At 33.1% G+C, this 17,765-nt stretch carries 16 protein-coding genes; 13 read left to right on the top strand and 3 right to left on the bottom strand.

What is annotated here, in order from left to right; genetic code table 11:
• The first annotated feature begins 26 nt into the window (after positions 1-26).
• The 6 genes from QGM60_RS07160 (at position 27) to QGM60_RS07135 (ending at position 8,162) form a co-directional block, all read left to right on the top strand.
• Entirely contained in the window at positions 27-4,418 is a 4,392-nt protein-coding gene (locus QGM60_RS07160; RefSeq protein ID WP_281139558.1) for a translocation/assembly module TamB, read from the top strand.
• A gap of 133 nt (positions 4,419-4,551) precedes the next feature.
• A complete protein-coding gene (gene pfkA, locus QGM60_RS07155; RefSeq protein WP_281139557.1) occupies positions 4,552-5,538 on the top strand; it encodes a 6-phosphofructokinase in 987 nt (328 codons plus the stop codon).
• Positions 5,539-5,570: 32 nt separating this feature from the next.
• Complete coding sequence (gap, locus tag QGM60_RS07150) at positions 5,571-6,572, top strand: type I glyceraldehyde-3-phosphate dehydrogenase (RefSeq protein WP_281139556.1); 1,002 nt, start codon at positions 5,571-5,573, stop codon at positions 6,570-6,572.
• A gap of 81 nt (positions 6,573-6,653) precedes the next feature.
• Positions 6,654-7,514, top strand: a complete 861-nt coding sequence (locus QGM60_RS07145) for an N-acetylglucosamine kinase (protein ID WP_281139555.1) — start codon at positions 6,654-6,656, stop codon at positions 7,512-7,514.
• Position 7,515: 1 nt separating this feature from the next.
• Positions 7,516-7,878, top strand: a complete 363-nt coding sequence (locus QGM60_RS07140) for a methylglyoxal synthase (protein WP_281139554.1) — start codon at positions 7,516-7,518, stop codon at positions 7,876-7,878.
• Between the two features lie 101 nt (positions 7,879-7,979).
• Positions 7,980-8,162 carry a hypothetical protein gene (locus QGM60_RS07135; RefSeq protein WP_281139553.1) on the top strand — a complete coding sequence of 61 codons (183 nt, stop codon included), beginning with the start codon at positions 7,980-7,982 and terminating at the stop codon, positions 8,160-8,162.
• 71 nt (positions 8,163-8,233) lie between these two features.
• On the opposite strand, the gene QGM60_RS07130 is transcribed toward QGM60_RS07135, so the two are convergent.
• Positions 8,234-9,877 (bottom strand): carboxyl transferase domain-containing protein, encoded by a 1,644-nt coding sequence (locus tag QGM60_RS07130; protein ID WP_281139552.1) that lies wholly within the window; start codon positions 9,875-9,877, stop codon positions 8,234-8,236.
• A 153-nt stretch (positions 9,878-10,030) separates the two neighbouring features.
• On the opposite strand from QGM60_RS07130, the gene QGM60_RS07125 reads away from it, so the two are divergent.
• The 5 genes from QGM60_RS07125 to ettA all read left to right on the top strand — a co-directional run bounded on the left by QGM60_RS07125 (position 10,031) and on the right by ettA (position 13,791).
• Positions 10,031-10,564 (top strand): NAD(P)H-dependent oxidoreductase, encoded by a 534-nt coding sequence (locus QGM60_RS07125; RefSeq protein ID WP_281139551.1) that lies wholly within the window; start codon positions 10,031-10,033, stop codon positions 10,562-10,564.
• 1 nt (position 10,565) lies between these two features.
• The gene (locus QGM60_RS07120) at positions 10,566-11,003 is read left to right on the top strand and encodes a MarR family transcriptional regulator (protein ID WP_281139550.1); all 438 of its coding nucleotides are present in this window, start codon (positions 10,566-10,568) and stop codon (positions 11,001-11,003) included.
• A gap of 18 nt (positions 11,004-11,021) precedes the next feature.
• Positions 11,022-11,747 carry a pirin family protein gene (locus QGM60_RS07115; protein ID WP_281139549.1) on the top strand — a complete coding sequence of 242 codons (726 nt, stop codon included), beginning with the start codon at positions 11,022-11,024 and terminating at the stop codon, positions 11,745-11,747.
• A 126-nt stretch (positions 11,748-11,873) separates the two neighbouring features.
• Complete coding sequence (locus QGM60_RS07110) at positions 11,874-12,050, top strand: CAL67264 family membrane protein (protein ID WP_281139854.1); 177 nt, start codon at positions 11,874-11,876, stop codon at positions 12,048-12,050.
• 49 nt (positions 12,051-12,099) lie between these two features.
• Positions 12,100-13,791 carry an energy-dependent translational throttle protein EttA gene (gene ettA, locus QGM60_RS07105; protein WP_281139548.1) on the top strand — a complete coding sequence of 564 codons (1,692 nt, stop codon included), beginning with the start codon at positions 12,100-12,102 and terminating at the stop codon, positions 13,789-13,791.
• 66 nt (positions 13,792-13,857) lie between these two features.
• Here ettA and QGM60_RS07100 read toward each other — a convergent pair whose 3' ends face one another.
• Positions 13,858-14,082, bottom strand: coding sequence for a hypothetical protein (locus QGM60_RS07100; RefSeq protein ID WP_281139547.1), 225 nt, complete (start codon positions 14,080-14,082; stop codon positions 13,858-13,860).
• A gap of 196 nt (positions 14,083-14,278) precedes the next feature.
• Positions 14,279-15,061 (bottom strand): MBL fold metallo-hydrolase, encoded by a 783-nt coding sequence (locus tag QGM60_RS07095; RefSeq protein WP_281139546.1) that lies wholly within the window; start codon positions 15,059-15,061, stop codon positions 14,279-14,281.
• Positions 15,062-15,229: 168 nt separating this feature from the next.
• Here QGM60_RS07095 and QGM60_RS07090 point away from each other — a divergent pair, with 168 nt between their 5' ends.
• Positions 15,230-16,570: a microtubule-binding protein gene (locus QGM60_RS07090; protein ID WP_281139853.1), complete on the top strand. Its 1,341-nt coding sequence runs from the start codon at positions 15,230-15,232 to the stop codon at positions 16,568-16,570.
• A 78-nt stretch (positions 16,571-16,648) separates the two neighbouring features.
• Positions 16,649-17,689 (top strand): hypothetical protein, encoded by a 1,041-nt coding sequence (locus tag QGM60_RS07085; RefSeq protein ID WP_281139545.1) that lies wholly within the window; start codon positions 16,649-16,651, stop codon positions 17,687-17,689.
• Positions 17,690-17,765 lie beyond the last annotated feature (76 nt).

Genomic DNA, 17,765 nt, shown 5'->3' with positions numbered 1-17,765 from the left:
CAATATTTTTGCTGCTGTTTATCATTTTGTTTTTAATTCTTTCAATTCCAGCGGTTCAGACTAGGTTAGGGAAATATGCTACAGATAGAATAAATGAAGATTTCAAAACAGACATAAATATTGGTAAGATAGGACTTCAACTCAATGGCGATATTGAGTTAAAGGAAATATTGATTAGAGATTACAAAAAAGATACACTTTTTAGTATCGGTGAGTTGAACAGCTCTATTATAAGTTTTAGAAATTTATTCAATACGAAGCTTAATTTCGGAGATATAGATATTCAAGATTTGGTTTTTAACCTCAAAACTTATGAAGGGGAAAAAGACACTAATCTCGATGTTTTTGTAGCTAAGTTTGATGACGATAACCCAAGGAAAGAAAGAAGTGATTTTCTGTTTTCATCGAGCGATTTATCTATTGAAAATGGAATTTTTAAGCTCATTGATGAAAATAGAGAAACACCAAATGTTTTCAATTTTGAAGGTATCAACGCCAATACTACCAACTTTTTAATTAACGGTCCGGACGTTAGTTGTAGGATTAACAAATTCAGTTTTACAGATAGTAGAGGTGTAGAGGTTAAAAATCTTATGACCAATTTTGAATACACTTTGGATCATATGAATTTTGGTGACCTTAACATTAAAACAGAGCGATCTGAACTTAAGGGTAACTTACGATTTAACTATAACAGAGAAGACTTTAAGGATTTTGTTGATAAGGTAAATCTTGAAGCCAGTTTTAAAGATTCAGAGATTTCATTAACAGAACTTAATGTTTTTTTTGATGAATTTGGAGTTAATCAACGTACGAGCTTTAATGCCGAACTTTCAGGAACACTTAATAATTTAAAAGCCGAAAATCTAGATTTAAGTACCACTAGAGACACACGAATTTTAGGAGATATCACTTTTAAAAATTTGTTTAGTGATGATGAAGAGGGCTTTGCTATTAATGGCCGTTTCGATAATATAGCGTCAAACTATAAGGATTTAACAGATTTACTACCACGACTTTTAGGTAATTCCATACCAACAATACTCTCTGAAGTAGGTAATTTTAGAATAAAAGGAACTTCATATATAACAGAAAAAACAGTAGATGCAGATATTGTCATTAATACTGATATTGGTTTAATAGATACGGATTTAAAACTAACCAACATTGATGATATTGATAATGCCAACTATGTTGGAAATGTTGTTTTTGACGAGTTCAATTTAGGTGAAATGTTGAATGATCCGCTATTGAAAACTGTATCATTAAATTTAGATGTTGATGGAAAAGGTTTTACAATTGATAACCTAAGAACAGGTGTAGAAGGTCAGGTTTTTGTACTAGACTACAATGGTTACGTTTATGAAGATATTACACTTTCTGGTGATTTAGGGAATAATATATTTAATGGAGTTTTAAAAGCAGATGATCCTAATCTACAATTAGACTTTAATGGTTTAATAGATTTTTCCCAAGAACTTAAAAAGTTTGATTTTAAAGCAGATGTAGCTTATGCAAATCTTAAAGTGCTAAACTTTGTAACAAGAGATAGTATTTCCGAATTTAATGGGTTGGTGACCATGAGAGGGAGTGCAACCACCTACGATACTGCAAGTGGTGAGATTAACATTACAAATACAACATATAAAAATCAGGATAGTAATTATAATTTTCAGGATTTTGATATAGTATCCTCTTTTAATGGTGATGTTAGAACGATTTCCATTAACTCACCAGATATCATAAATGGCCGTGTAGTTGGTGAATTCAAGATTATGGATGTTTTAAAATTGGTTGAAAACTCCGTAGGAAGTATCTATACAAATTATAGTCCTCACGATATAGAACAAGGGCAATACCTTAATTTTCATTTCAACATTTACTCTAAAATAGCTGCTGTATTTTTTAAGGATTTAACCCTTGGAAAAAATACATTTATTGAAGGACGAGTAGAATCTGACGAGAAAGGTTTCGATTTAAAATTTAGTTCTCCAGAAATAAAATACAAAGAGTATTTTGCTAATAATATCAATTTAAATGTAGATAACAGCAACCCTTTGTTTAATACTTTCATTGAAGTCGATAGTGTAAATGCTGGTGCTTATAGAGCGTCACAATTCAGCTTGATAAATGTGACAAAGCGAGACACCTTATTGATTAAAACAGAGTTTAAAGGAGGTGAAAATAATAAAGATAATTACGATTTAAACTTATTCTACACCATAGATCAATCTAATAAATCTGTGGTTGGATTTAAAAAGTCCGATATCAAATTCAAAGGTTATGATTGGTCTGTAAATTCAGGAAAGGATACGCTTAATAAAATTAGTTTTGATAGAGATTTTAAAACCTTTGATATTTCACCAATAAGGATAGATCATGGCAATGAGGAAATTCTATTGTCAGGTAGAATAGAAGATACGCTAAATAAAAGCTTCAAAGCAGATTTTAAGAATGTAGAATTAGTGAAAATTACACCTAGAATAGACAGTTTAGATCTAAAAGGTGTGGTTGATGGAAAGTTGGATTTAATTCAAAGTGATGGAGTGTATTTGCCAAAATCAGACGTGGTTATTAGTAATCTTTTTGTCAATGATTTCGATTTAGGAAACCTTACTGCTCGTGTAGTTGGTAATAATTCAATTACAAATTACCGTGTTAACGTTTCTTTAATTAATGATAATTTAAAATCGCTTGAAGCTAACGGAACTATTGATTTTAATGAAAGCGACCCAAGTATCAATTTAGATGTAGGTTTTGAAGAATTTCTCTTAGATCCTTTAAATCCTTTGGGAGAAGGAGTTATTAGTAATATTAGAGGTTTGGTTTCTGGAAATGCAAGGGTCACGGGAAGTCTTCGGAAGCCTAGTATAGATGGCGAACTGTTGTTAGATAGGGCAGGTATGACCATTCCTTACCTTAATGTAGACTATGGTTTTGATTTCGACTCAAAAGTAATTTTAAGAGGACAACGCTTTAACTTTGGTGATGTCGCTATGACTGATTCTAAATATTTTTCTAAAGGAAGTTTGAACGGTTATATTGAGCATGATAACTTTTCTGATTGGAAACTAGGGCTAGAGCTAAGCACCAACCGCCTTTTAGTTTTAGATACAGAAGAGTCCGAAGATGAATTATATTACGGTACTGCTTTTGTGTCAGGAGATGCTACAATAAAAGGACCTACAGATCAACTAGTGGTTGATTTTGAAGGAAGTACAGCACAAGGTACAGTGTTTAATATTCCTTTAAACGATGCTGAAAGTTTTGGTGATAACTCATTTATTCATTTTTTAAGTCCAGAAGAAAAAGCAGCAAGAGTTAATGGTGAGGTAACAGAACAGATTGAAGTAAAAGGTTTAGAACTTAATTTTGGACTTGCCGTAAACCAAAATGCTTTAATAGAAATTGTAATTGATAAAGAAGCAGGTAGTACTATAAAAGGTAAAGGAGATGGTAACCTTGGATTTTATATAAATACCAATGGTACTTTTAATATGTGGGGAGATTTTTTAGTTAATGAAGGTACTTATAACTTTAAATATGGAGGTCTTGTAGAGAAAAAATTTAAAGTGCAACAAGGCGGAACAATTGTTTGGGAAGGTGATCCAATGAAAGCTCAAATAAATCTTAAAGCTATATATTCAACTAAAGCTAATCCATCTGTATTGTTAGATAATCCAATTAGTCAAAGAATTGATGTTGAAGTAGAAATTCAACTAACAGGTCAATTGGAGCAGCCTGAACCAGATTTTAAACTGAATTTTCCAGGTGTAAGTTCAACCGTAAAATCAGAGTTAGACTATAGACTATCTTCTAAAGATGAACGCGATTATCAAGCTTTAGCACTTTTAGGAACAGGTGGATTCACTACAACTTCTGGTGGCTTAGATATTACAGGTACACTTTCTGAACGTTTATCAGGTATTGTAAATAATATTCTAGGAGGTGATAATGAAAACTTAGATATTGGTATCGTTGCTGAAATAGGGCAAGACACACCAGATGTTCAGACTAACAGTACTGTTGGGTTAACACTTCAAACAAGAATCAATGATAGATTACTGGTTAATGGTCAGGTTGGTGTTCCTTTTGGTGCGGCACAGCAAACGACCATTACTGGAGATGTTCAAATAGATTGGTTGTTAAATGAAGATGGTTCATTACGTGCTAAAGTTTTTAATAGAGAAAATACCATTAGAAACTTCGGTGAAGAAATTGGTTATACACAAGGTGTTGGTCTTTCTTATAATGTAGAATTTGATACTTTTCAAGAGTTAATTCAGATTATCTTTTCAGGAAAAAACAAGAAAGATAAAGATGAAAAGAAGGAAGAAAAGAAAGAGGAACAAAACTCAGATGCCATGCTTCCAGATTACATGAGAATGAAAAAAGAGGACTCTAAATCCAAGTCCTAGTATTATTTCTTTCATTTTTTTTAAATACTTATTAACGAAAACGTTTGAATTCATTTCGCTATCATTATTTTATGATAATAGTCACTTTTTTATGTTCATAATTAAGTAATTTTACTGAAAATAGATTACAATAATGCTACATACAATTAAGAAAATAGGTGTTATGACTTCTGGGGGAGATTCTCCAGGAATGAATGCTGCAATAAGATCTGTAGTAAGAGCATGTGCGTTTCATAATATAGAATGCTATGGTATTTACAGAGGTTATGAAGGCATGATTGATGGCGATTTTGAAAAAATGGATGCACGTAGTGTAAAAGGTATCATTAACAAAGGTGGTACAATATTAAAATCGGCACGTTCACAAGAGTTCAGAACTAAAGAAGGTAGAGCAAAAGCTCATGAGCAATTATTAAAAGCAGGTATAGATGCTTTTGTTGTTATTGGTGGTGACGGTAGTTTTACAGGTGCGATGATATTTAATCAAGAATATGGTTTTCCTGTAATGGGAATCCCAGGAACTATTGATAATGATATTTACGGTACAACACATACTTTAGGTTACGATACAGCTTTAAACACCGTTGTAGAAGTTATAGATAAAATTAGAGATACAGCAAGTTCTCATAACCGTTTATTCTTTGTTGAAGTTATGGGACGCGATGTTGGTCATATAGCTTTAAATGTAGGAGTAGGAGCTGGTGCTGAAGAAATTTTAATTCCAGAGGAAGATTTAGGTTTAGATAGACTTCTAGAGTCTCTAAGACGAAGTAAACAATCAGGTAAATCTTCAAGTATCGTTGTTGTTGCTGAAGGTGATAAAATTGGTAAAAGTGTTTTTGAACTAAAGGATTATGTTGAAGAAAATATGACAGAATACGAAGTTCGAGTTTCTGTTTTAGGACACATGCAGCGTGGTGGTTCACCATCTTGTTTCGATAGAGTTTTAGCAAGTAGAATGGGAGTTAAGGCTGTTGAAAGCTTAATTACAGGAAAGAGCAACTTTATGGTTGGTCTTAAAAATGATCAAATGGATCTAACTCCATTTGACCAAGCAGTAAAAGGAAAATCAAAAATTGATATGGAGCTTCTTAGAGTTTCAGATATCATGACTATATAAAATAACTAAGTAGAATTAAATCAAAATTAGAAATGTCAAAATTAAAATTAGGAATAAACGGATTTGGAAGAATAGGAAGAATTGTTTTTAGAGCAACCGTTAAACGTGACGATGTAGATGTTGTTGCTATCAACGATTTATTAGATGTAGAGCATTTAGCCTATTTATTAAAATATGATTCTGTACACGGTCGCTTTGATGGTACAGTTGAAGTTAAAGATGGTCATTTAGTAGTAGATGGTAAAACGGTTAGAGTAACTGCGGAACGCGATCCTAAAAACTTAAAATGGGATGAAGTTGGTGCTGATATCGTTGCTGAATGTACAGGTATTTTTACAACATTAGAAACAGCAAACTATCATATAGAAGGTGGTGCTAAAAAAGTTGTAATCTCTGCTCCAAGTAAAGATGCACCTATGTTTGTAATGGGTGTTAATGATCATGAATTAACTGCAGATCATAAAATTGTTTCAAACGCATCTTGTACAACAAACTGTTTAGCTCCTTTAGCAAAAGTTGTTGATGATAATTTTGGTATTGAAGAAGCTTTAATGACTACTGTACATGCTACAACAGCAACACAATTAACTGTTGATGGTCCTTCAAGAAAAGATTACAGAGGTGGTCGTAGTGCTTTAATGAATATTATCCCAGCTTCTACAGGTGCAGCAAAAGCTGTAGGTAAAGTGATTCCTAAATTAGATGGAAAACTTACAGGTATGGCATTTAGAGTACCAACAGCAGATGTATCTGTGGTAGATTTAACTGTTAAGACTCAAAAAGAAACATCTCTAGAAGAAATCAAAGCAGCTTTTAAAGCGGCTTCTGAAGGTCCTATGAACGGAGTTTTAGGTTACACAGATGAGTTAGTGGTTTCTCAAGATTTTGTTAGCGATGCACGTACAAGTATCTTTGATGCTGATGCTGCGATTGAGTTAAACTCAACATTCTTTAAATTAGTATCTTGGTACGATAATGAGTTTGGATATTCAAATAAATTAGTAGATTTAGCTCAAAAAGTTAATTCCCTATAATTAATAGTAACATAAATTCTAAAATTCCGTAGGATTATGTTTAAGGCATAGGCTACGGAATTTTTGTATAAAGGTATTATCATGATTTTAATTACAGATAGCGGTTCTACAAAATGCGATTGGATTGCAATTGATGACACAGGTAAGATGTTGTCAGAAAAAATTAGAACTAAAGGTTTAAATCCAGCGATTCTTCCAGAGAAAAAGCTTAGAAAAATAATCAGTAAGAGTGATGAGCTAATGCAGTTTAAGGCACAAGCAACTCACGTATTTTTCTATGGTGCTGGTTGTGGTACAGAAAATCCTAGATTAGCATTAAAAAAAGTACTTGAAGATATTTTTCCTAATGCAGCAGTAGATGTGCAGGAAGATACCATGGCTGCTGTAAGAGCATCATTAAATCACAATGATGAAGCTGCAGTGGTTTGTATTATGGGTACAGGATCTAACTGTAGTTATTATGATGGTGATAAATTACATCAGCGTGTAAAAAGTTTAGGCTATTCACTTATGGATGACGCTAGTGGTAATCACTATGGTAAATTGCTTATTAGAGATTATTATTTCAACAAGATGCCACAAACCATAAAGTTAGCATTTGAACACAAGTACAATTTAGATGCCGACTTTATAAAGTATAATTTATACAAAAAGCCAAACCCAAATGCTTATTTAGCAAATTTTGCTGAATTTATGTTTTTAAATAAAGATTCTGATTATATACAAGACGTTATAAAACGAGGTTTCAGAATTTTTGCTGAAAATATGATCATGCAATACAAAGAAGAGCTGAAAACAGCTCCTGTTCATTTTGCAGGATCAATAGCTTTTTTCTCTAAAAAAGAAATAAAGCAAGTTGCAGAAGAGTTAGGTTTTAAGGTTGGCAATTTTGTGAGACGACCAATTGACGGTTTAGTAGATTATCATATTAAAAATCTCTAAGATGGAAATTGCAATTATTGCTCATGACGGAAAAAAAGCCGAAATGGTTCAGTTTCTAAATGAGCATAAAGATGTTTTACTTCAAAAAAACATTTCTCTAATTTCAACAGGAACAACGGGAGATAAAGCTATTAAAGCAGGTTTTGAAGTTAATGCTTTACTTTCTGGCCCAGTTGGTGGAGATGCCCAGATAGCTGCTAGAGTAGCTGAAGGTAAGTGTAATATGGTTTTGTTTTTTAGAGATCCTTTGGATCGTCACCCTCATGAACCAGATATTCTGATGTTAATGAGACTTTGTGATGTGCACAATGTACCCTTAGCAACAAACCCAGCAACTGCAGAATTATTAATCAAGGCTATATAGCAATTGTTTATTTCCTGTTAATAAATCTCATTTTACCTATTGTAAAACTTATAATTTGGTTATATCTTTGCAAGAACTAAAACGTAAATAAAATAAATAGCATGTTTGATTTTGATCAATATTTAGGATTTTTAGCATTCTTAACCATATTAACAATTGGATTTTGGTTAATGATTTTCCTTTTAACTTTTGTAGTTCCTTATTGGATTTTTGGATCAGCTATTGAACGTTTTAAAGAAATTAAAGAAGAAAAGAAAGCAAAACGTGAAGCTGCAATTCACTAGTCTTTCTTAAAAGTATAAAAATAAAAGAGCGCAATTAGCGCTCTTTTTTTATGTCTCATATTAAATCCTTTTTAAACTTGCAAAACACCTAAATTAAAAGGTTTTTCAATAGGTGAGTGGTTTGCAGCTTCTATTCCCATACTGATCCAAGTTCTTGTATCCAAAGGATCAATCACACCATCTGTCCAAAGTCTAGCAGCAGCATAGTAAGGTGATACCTGATTATCGTATCGTGATTTTATCTTATTGAATAGCTCTTCTTCTTTTTCTTTTGTAATCGTTTCACCTTTCTTTTTTAATGAAGCAGTTTCAATTTGAAGTAGAACTTTAGCAGCAGAATTTCCACTCATCACAGCGAGTTCAGCACTTGGCCATGCAGCGATTAATCTAGGATCGTAAGCTTTACCACACATGGCATAATTTCCGGCACCATAACTATTTCCTACTACGATTGTAAATTTAGGAACAACAGAATTACTCACGGCATTAACCATTTTGGCACCATCTTTTATAATACCTGAGTGTTCAGACTTGCTTCCTACCATAAACCCTGTAACATCTTGTAAAAATATAAGAGGTATTTTCTTTTGGTTACAATTTGCTATAAAACGAGTTGCTTTATCTGCTGAGTCGTTATAAATAACACCTCCAAACTGCATTTCGCTAGGTTTGGTTTTTGCAGCTGTAGTCTTAACTAATTGACGTTGATTAGCAACAATACCAACAGCCCAACCATCAATACGTGCATAAGCAGTTATAATAGTTTTACCATAGCCTTCTTTATATTCTTCAAATTCAGAATTGTCAACCAAACGTTTAATGATTTCCTTCATATCGTATTGGTCAGCTCTACTTTTTGGTAAAATACCGTAGATATCGTCAGGATTTTCTTTTGGCTTTTTAGAAGCAACACGATTGTAGCCCGCTTTATCAAAATCACCAATCTTATCAACTATGTTTTTTATTTTATCTAAAGCATCTTTGTCGTCCTTAGCTTTGTAATCTGTTACGCCAGAAATTTCACTATGCGTAGTAGCTCCTCCTAAGGTTTCATTATCTATAGATTCTCCAATAGCAGCTTTTACCAAATAGCTTCCAGCAAGGAAAATACTTCCTGTTTTATCCACAATTAAAGCCTCATCACTCATAATAGGTAAGTAGGCACCACCAGCCACACAGCTTCCCATAACTGCAGCAATCTGAGTAATACCTATACTACTCATTACGGCATTGTTTCTGAATATGCGACCAAAATGTTCTTTATCAGGAAAAATTTCATCCTGCATTGGTAAAAACACACCTGCAGAATCCACTAAATAAATAATAGGTAATTTATTTTCTATGGCAATTTCTTGAGCTCTTAAGTTCTTTTTTCCAGTAATAGGAAACCAAGCACCAGCTTTTACTGTGGCATCATTTGCAACAACAATACATTGTTTGCCTTGTATATAACCCATTTTTACAACCACACCACCAGAAGGGCAACCGCCATAATCTTTATACATTTCATCACCTGCAAAAGCACCAATCTCTATAGATTTCGATTTAGAATCTAGGAGATAATCAATACGTTCCCTAGCGGTCATTTTACCTTTACTATGATGTTTTTCAATGCTTTTTTCGCCACCACCAAGCTTTACTTTGGCAAGTCTTTTCTTTAAATCAGATACAAGTAGTTTGTTATGATCTTCGTTTTTATTGAAGTTGATGTCCATATGATTATTAGTTTGCTACGAATTTACAAAAGATTAATGGCATTGGTGATGGTGATTTTTCTTAAAGCGAAGTTAAATATATTTACATGGAAATAGTTTCCTTGGAAAATAAATATTTTATCCATAACTTTGTACCATCAAAAAATAGAAATAATGAAAAAAATATTAGCCTTTGCAGGAACTAATAGTAGTAAATCGATTAACAAGCAATTAGCAGAGTATGCTGCATCTCTTTTGAAAGATGTAGAAGTTAACACCATTGATTTAAATGATTTTGATGCACCAATTTATGGTGTTGATTTAGAAAAAGAGTTGGGGGAAGCACCTGAAAGTGCTCATAGATTATTAAACCTTATTAAAAATGCTGATGGAATCGTTCTTTCTTTGGCAGAACACAACGGAGCTTATGCAACCGTATTTAAAAACCTTTTTGATTGGATGACAAGGATAGAAGGTAATTTTCTTTACAAAAAGCCGATGTTATTAATGGCAACATCTACAGGTGGTAGAGGAGGAAAAACTGTATTGACTATTGCTAAGGATAGATTTATATGGCACGACGGTAATATTGTAGGATTATTTTCATTACCTTTTTTCAACGATAATTTTGAAGCAGGAAAAATTTCCAACGAGGAGTTTAATGAAGAACTTTTAGCAGAAGTTGATAAACTACAAAAAGCATTATAAGATGGGAGATATAGCAAAAGATGTTCATTCAAAGTTTAAGGATAATAAAACTAAGGCCTTAATAAATATTTTATATACAGCCAATTGGATTTCGGCTAAACAGAATACATTTTTTGCAAGTTTTGGACTCTCACCACAACAGTATAATATTCTAAGGATTTTAAGAGGTGCTAATGAGCCTTTATCGATGCAAGTTGTTAAAGACAGAATGATAGAGCGCGCTCCTAATGCCACAAGGTTAACAGACAAATTATGTGCTAAAGATCTTATAGAGCGCATACCGTGTGAACATGATAGGCGTGTTGTTCATATTCAAATTACAAAGAAAGGTTTACAGCTTTTAGAAGATATTTCAGATGATTTTAATGATAATTGGTTAAATCGAATCACAGAAGAAGAAGCGGCACAATTAAGTGACTTGCTAGATAAATTGAGATAAATTAAAAGAAAGAGAGAAATGAAAACTATAATTCACAAAGCAGAAGATAGAGGATTTGCAAATCATGGGTGGTTGCAGGCCAATCATTCCTTTAGTTTTGCTAATTGGTATAACCCAGAAAAAGTTCATTTTGGAGCGTTAAGGGTGTTGAATGACGATATTATTGCACCAAATATGGGGTTTGGTACACATCCTCATGATAATATGGAGATTATTACCATTCCATTAAAAGGTGTGCTAAAACATCGAGATAATATGGGTGATGATTGGATACCAGTTATTCCAGGGGAAGTACAGGTAATGTCTGCAGGTACAGGTGTGCAACACTCTGAGATCAATGGTTCGGTTGATGAGTATTTAAGTTTGTTTCAAATTTGGATTATTCCTGAAGAAAGAAGCGTTAAGCCTCGTTACGATCAAAAAGCATTTAATCCAGAAGACCGACAAGGAAAACTTCAAACTCTAGTGACATCTTTTAAGGATGAGGATTCTGAAAGTTTAAAAATTCATCAAGATGCTAAATTGTCTCGTATAGATTTAAAAGAAGAAGAGTCATTTACATATGATTTAAAAAGTGAGAATCATGGAGTTTATATCATGACGATTTCAGGAAATATAAATGTAGATCAAAACACCTTAGAGACAAGAGATGCTATAGGGATTTCAGAAACCGATAGTTTTAATATTGACGCTAAAGAGGATTCTGAACTTTTATTTATTGAAGTCCCTATGCTGAAATTGTAACAAATACATTAATATAATGTTAGAAGCATCACAATTTGTGGTGCTTTTTTTATTTAAAATACGATATTTGTAACACTAACAAACTAACTAAAAGAATAATTTAATTTTAAGAAATAGGTTATGGCGATGAATAAAAATACGGTTTTAGCTTGGGCTACTACCATTATGATAATTGTAGGATTGGGATTAATTGCACTTGGGGCTTTTAGATATTACGAAGTAGCAGGCTATGGTTTTGCTGCTGTTGGTGTGGGTTTTTTAGCGGTAGCATGGGTGTTTAATGCCTTAAAAGGTAGAGTTTAATTTCCGTAAAAATAGTCTAATACATCAGAATTAAATTTTAAGAAAAAATATGAGCGACGATAAAAAAGTCATTTTCGCAATGTCAGGTCTTACAAAGACTTTTCAAGGTGCTAACACACCTGTATTAAAGAATATTTACCTCAGTTTCTTTTATGGTGCCAAAATAGGTATTTTGGGTCTTAATGGTTCAGGTAAGTCTACCTTACTAAAGATTATAGCAGGTGTAGATAAAAATTACCAAGGTGATGTTGTATTTCAACCAGGCTACACTGTGGGTTACTTGGAGCAAGAACCACAGTTGGATGATGAAAAAACAGTGTTGGAAGTTGTAAAAGAAGGAGCTGCCGAAACTGTGGCTATATTAGACGAGTACAACAGTATTAATGATCAATTTGGTTTAGAGGAAGTTTATAGCAATCCTGATAAAATGGAAAAACTAATGAACAGACAAGCTGAGCTACAAGATAAAATAGATGCCACCAATGCTTGGGAACTCGATACAAAGTTAGAAATAGCAATGGATGCTTTACGTACACCTGAAGGTGATAAAAAGATAGGTGTACTTTCTGGTGGTGAGCGTCGTAGAGTTGCTTTGTGTAGATTATTACTTCAAGAACCAGATGTTCTATTGTTAGATGAGCCTACCAACCACTTGGATGCAGAGTCTGTACATTGGTTAGAACACCATCTGGCTCAATACAAAGGAACTGTAATTGCTGTAACGCACGATAGATATTTCTTGGATAATGTTGCTGGTTGGATTTTAGAACTTGATAGAGGCGAGGGAATTCCTTGGAAAGGAAACTACTCATCTTGGTTAGATCAAAAGTCGAAGCGTATGGCACAAGAGAGTAAATCGGCTTCAAAACGTCAAAAGACTTTAGAACGAGAGTTGGAATGGGTGAGACAAGGAGCAAAAGGACGCCAAACAAAACAAAAAGCGCGTTTAAAGAATTACGATAAGTTAATGAGTCAAGATCAAAAACAGCTTGATGAAAAACTTGAAATATACATACCAAACGGTCCTCGTTTGGGTACAAATGTTATTGAAGCAGTTGGTGTAAGTAAAGCTTATGGAGATAAGTTGCTCTATGAAGATTTAAATTTTAATTTACCTCAAGCCGGAATAGTTGGCGTTATTGGTCCTAATGGGGCTGGTAAGACCACAATTTTTAGAATGATAATGGGAGAAGAAACTCCTGATAAAGGAGAATTCAAAGTAGGCGAAACAGCTAAAATTGCTTATGTAGATCAAAGCCATTCTAACATTGATCCAGAAAAAAGTATTTGGCAAAATTTTAGTGATGAACAAGAATTGGTTATGATGGGAGGAAGACAGGTAAATTCTAGAGCTTATCTAAGCCGATTTAACTTTTCCGGTAGTGAACAAAATAAAAAAGTAAAGTTACTCTCTGGTGGCGAAAGAAACCGTTTGCACCTAGCTATGACTTTAAAAGAGGAAGGTAATGTGTTACTTTTAGATGAGCCTACTAACGATTTAGATGTGAATACTTTAAGAGCATTGGAAGAAGGTTTAGAAAACTTTGCTGGATGTGCAGTGATAATTAGTCACGATAGATGGTTTTTAGATCGTATTTGTACTCATATTTTATCTTTCGAAGGTGATTCTCAAGTGTATTTCTTTGAAGGTAGTTTTAGTGATTACGAAGAGAATAAGAAGAAACGACTAGGCGGAGATTTAATGCCAAAACGAATTAAATATAAGAAGCTAGTTCGATAGAAAGAACTGAAATCATAAAAAAGCCAGCTAATTTTTAGCTGGCTTTTTTATTTTCAATATTATCGATTAATTGTCTCCGTATAGATGACCACCTGTAAAATCTTTATAGTTTTCATCAACGTCTTTAAAAGCATTAGTTTCCATTAATTTTTTATTCTCTGCCTTTAATTTGTACATCTTAATTATGGCCACAAGAATAAAAACAAGAAAAATCGAAGCTACAGCTATTAGAATCATGGTAAGCTGAGTAGTTGTTACCACTAAAGCCTTAGGAAGTAGATTGTTATACATGATTAATAGTTTAGATTTGGAATTGTGCCGCTAATATAGAAAAAAACTTAATTGTAAATGCTTAATTTTAAATTATTTATAATAAAAGTATTAAAATTTTATCGATTAAGTGATGTTAAAATGCGTTAAAACACACGTTTTTATTGACTTATTACAGCGTTTGAGAACTTATTAACAATAGTATGTTTATATAAAATTAATACCAATCTAATAGAATGACATTTATAGAGGACTCTTTTTCATTAACTAAATTTTTAAAATGATCAACGTCACTTAATCCTTCAGTTCCTCTATAATGATATGGATAAACAGTTTTAGGCTTAAAATCTAATACAGCATCTGCTGCACTTTCTACTGGCATCGTGTAAGGTAAATTCATACAAACAAATGCTTTATCAATATTTGTAAGATTTCGCATCTCTGGAATATCCTCGGTATCACCAGAGATATAAATACGCTCATCATTAATAGTTAGTATATAACCATTTCCTCTTCCTTTTTCGTGAAACTTTAAAGCCTCTTCTCTTAAGTTATACATTGGTATAGCTTCAATATCTATTGAATTGATCTCTGTTGTTTCTCCATTATTTAGAACTTTTCGGTTGGTAACTGCAGTTGACGGAATTTTTTCAGAAACCGCTTCAGGAAGAACTACCGGAATATTTTCAAGTTTTAAACCTTCTAAAGTTTCAACGTTGAGATGATCTCCGTGAATATCTGTTATAAGAACCAATGTTGGTCGTTTTTGACCTTCAAAAGCTTTTGCTCCACCTACAGGATCTATATAGATAACATCATTCTCGGTTTCTAAAACAAAAGTAGCATGCTCTATGGGATGGATTTTTATGGTTTCTTCGGTTTTGGTTACCATTTGTGGTTCTGCTTCATTGGTTGCAACCTCAGTTTGTTTTTCTTGGTTTTTGCAGCTTGCACATATAATGATAAAGCATAAAACTAGACTGGATTTTAATAATTTCATATATGTTAGTGTTTCTTATAAAGGTATTGAACAATTTTTCCTTTTAAAAGACCTGTAACATTTTTATAACAATTACTACTCATAATTTACTAGGCAAAATTTTTGTACTCTTATAAAATTACCGAAATTGCTTATCCAATTATTGTTCAACTTAATAACACTACAAATATGTCTGACGATTTTGATTTATTAGAAACAAATTCTAACGAAAAAACTGCAAAAGTCGATGTTAACTGGGGAAAAGCCATCGACCAAATGAAATCTAAATTAGCTCAAGAAGATGATCCGGAAAGTCGTCAGAAAATCTTGAATGCTACATTAGACAATGTTGTAGATATGGCAGAGAAGGACAGAACTACACTTCTAGATGCCATTAAAGATCTTACAGATTACCAAGATGAAGTTGGTATTATGTTCGAAGGTTTCTCAGCACTAAATGCTTCAGAACAAAAAGTTATAGATGATGCCATAAAGCGTTTAGAGCGTGCTAAAGTTGAACTTGAAGATGCTGAAGCAAAACCAGATACTTGGTGGAATAATCTTTGGGGAAGAAAAAGTAAGATTAAAGATGCCGAGCAAGAATTACAGAGCGCGCAAAAGGAACGTGATGCAGCAGACAATAAGGCAAAAGCTATGTTTCAACAACGTATTGAAACTGCAGATGTTCAAACCTTATTAAATGAATTGTCATTTAAAAGTCAAGCTGCGATAAAACGTTTAAAAGATAGAGAACTTGAAATCAAAGAGGTTGAAGAAAGTTTAAAAACAGCTATTGTTGAGGCGAGTAACAACCATACAAAAGCACTTGAAAAGAAAAAGCAAGTAGAAGCTCAATTGGAAGAGCAATACGCACTTTTAAAACAAGCACGACAGGCTTTGGAGGAAGTGGCAGACAAACAATCTACTGAATACTCTGAGGCTTTAGAAAAAGTAACGCAGTTAGAGCAAAAAGTAGAAGAACTAGAAGGGCTTAAAAATGCCTATACAACATTAGCGGCTTCAAAAGACAGTTTTGTGCACAAGCATAACTTAACGATTAAAGTTTTAACTTCTTTACGTAGTAATTTACAAACACATCGTGCTAAATTAAAGTCGGACACTGATGAGCGTTTAAAGTATTATGATGGTTACGTTGTGGCTTTAAAAGCACGTACAGACCAAGAGTTTGCTGCTATTTTAGAACACTTAGGTGTTAAAACGGATGAGCATATAGGTGAAACTTTAGCAGCAATGCATACTGCAAGTGCTAGAGCGCGTCAAGAAATGATGGATAATATTCCTGTACACGAAAAAGTAATGCAAGGTGTTTATGGTAGCTATGCTGAGGCTTTAAAAGATATTAGAGCTAAGGATGAAGAAATTCAAAAGAACTTTGCAGATCGTTATGGTATTGATATGAAAGAAATCTTTGATGAATACTATAAAGCAGATCCCAATGCTCCAGCGGATGGTCGTGAGCCAACAGGCCAGCCAAAACCTGAAGCTAATAATGATGATTTACTATCCTAAATCAGTGTAAAGTAATTAGTGTTTAGTTTTTAGAGCCTCTATAAACTAAACACTAAACACTGATAACTACACACTAAAATGATTGTAACCCCTTTAGATTCAGCAATACTAGACTCCAAAGTACAGTATGTGTTCTATCACAAAATGATAGATTTCACGCTCAAAGAACTTATAGTTGCTGTTCAGGAAAAACAAATACTAAATCAACAGGAGCTATTGTTATTCAAACAATATTCTGATCTGCTCTTATATTCTATCGAAGCGATGCGTGTAAAATACATGTATGACGATGAGGAAAATATGAAAGTGGATTTAACGGATTCTGGTTTTCCAAATTATTTAGAATTCCGCTATTTGTTTAATGACTTAGAGTTGCGAGAAGAATTCCTCAATAAGTTGACCGATATTGAAGTGTTGAAAGATGAATTTCTAGATACTTTAATGCGAAAAAAAGAACCAATTTCTAAACGAAAGTTGTTTCAGGCAGCATCAATAGTATATTATTCATCAGCAAAGAAGGAATATATATTTAACCGTTTTGTACAGGGTAAAATAATCAAAGCTCCTGAAGGTTCGCCTGCAGAGTTTTTAGTGAGTTGGAGTTTTTATGATGTATCTCACAACAGACCATTTATTTGCTACATGTATTTTAATTATGATGGAAAGGATGTTGATGATTACAAATCTGAAATCTATAACGTTCTAAAAAATACATCAGATAGAGAAATGAATTTGGACACTATGGCATACGCTATAGACAAACGTCTGCCCAAACTACTACCAAAATTGATAAAACGTGTTGATTTGGGACCTATTCATAATGTGTTTGCAAAAGATGAAAACAAAGTGACACATGCTATTCTTCAAGGTATTTCTAATAAGGAAATCTCACTGGAATCCTTCGCAATATCATTTAAGATAGACGAATTAAAATCTGGTAGTGAATTCAAAGAAGGTAGCTTTTTTAGCAAACAAACCTTTCAAAAATGGGATGCTGTTTTTAGACAACGATATGTTTTTGCGCCACATAGAATTATACAATTACTATATAATAAAACACCAGAAATTATGAACAAGTTGGCGATTCCACCTATTCAGATTTCAGAATTTAAAAATTAAAAGGGGCCAGAAGTTTAAGGATGGAAGCTTGAAGATTCTGAGCCCAACTTAATACTTGTAACTTTTTACTTATTAC

The organism is Winogradskyella sp. SYSU M77433 (assembly GCF_029911945.1).
Taxonomy (GTDB): domain Bacteria; phylum Bacteroidota; class Bacteroidia; order Flavobacteriales; family Flavobacteriaceae; genus Winogradskyella.
Note: the sequence above shows the minus strand (reverse complement) of the source record. Positions and strands in the feature narration are given on the sequence as shown.